Genomic DNA, 1,039 nt, shown 5'->3' with positions numbered 1-1,039 from the left:
AGCCAGTAGCGCCGGCGCTGGAAGGCGTAGGTCGGCAGGTCGACACGGCGCGCGCCCTGACCGGCCAGGACGGCCGGCCAGTCCACCTGCGTGCCCTGGACGTGGAGCCGGGCCAGGGCGGTGAGCACCGCCGTCTCCTCCGGCCGGTCTCCGCGCAGGACCGGTACCACGGCCTGGCCGCCGTCCACGATGCCCGCGGCAAGAGCGGTCAGTACGCCGCCCGGGCCGATCTCCAGGAACGTGCCGACGCCCTCCGCCGCCAGGGCCTCGACCACATCCGCGAAACGCACCGCCTCACGGACATGACGCACCCAGTAGTCCACGCAACAGAACTCCTCCGCCGACACCAGGCCACCCGTCACGGTGGAAACCACCGGCCAAACCGGCGTCCCGAAGGACACCTCCTCCACGACCTTGCGGAAGTCCGCCAGCATCGGCTCCATCAACGGCGAATGGAACGCGTGCGAGACCGTCAACGCCTTCGCCTTACGACCGCCCCCCACAAGCTTCGCGACAACCTGCGAGACAGCCTCCTCGGCACCCGAAAGCACCACCGACGTCGACCCGTTGACCGCCGCGACACCGACCTCCTCCCCGAAACCGGCCAGCAGCCCCCAGACCTCGGACTCCGAAGCCTCCACCGCGACCATCACACCGCCCGACGCCAGCCCCTGCATCAACCGGCCACGCGCCGCCACCAGAGCCGCCGCGTCCTCCAGCGAGAACACACCCGCCACATGCGCCGCAGCGAACTCACCGATCGAATGCCCGGCGAGGAAGTCCGGGCGCACACCCCACGACTCCACCAGCCGGAACAACGCCACCTCCACCGCGAACAACGCCGGCTGGGCGTATGCCGTCCGGTTCAGAAGCTCGGCGTCCTCACCGAACACCACCTCCCTGAGCGGACGCTCCAGATGCCCGTCCACACGCGCACACACCGCATCGAAGGCATCCGCGAACACCGGGAACGCCGCATACAGCCCACGCCCCATCCCCAGCCGCTGACTCCCCTGGCCCGAGAACAGAAACGCCGTGC

General features: G+C 70.1%; 1 protein-coding gene. It reads right to left on the bottom strand.

The features are described from left to right. Positions 1 to 1,039 (bottom strand): acyltransferase domain-containing protein (locus ACFY15_RS36940; protein WP_390827093.1); only part of this gene is annotated, 1,039 nt, incomplete at both ends.

Source organism: Streptomyces sp. NPDC001373 (assembly GCF_042895815.1).
Lineage (GTDB): Bacteria > Actinomycetota > Actinomycetes > Streptomycetales > Streptomycetaceae > Streptomyces.
The sequence above is the reverse complement of the archived record's forward strand: the minus strand, read 5'-3'. Positions and strand labels throughout refer to the sequence as shown.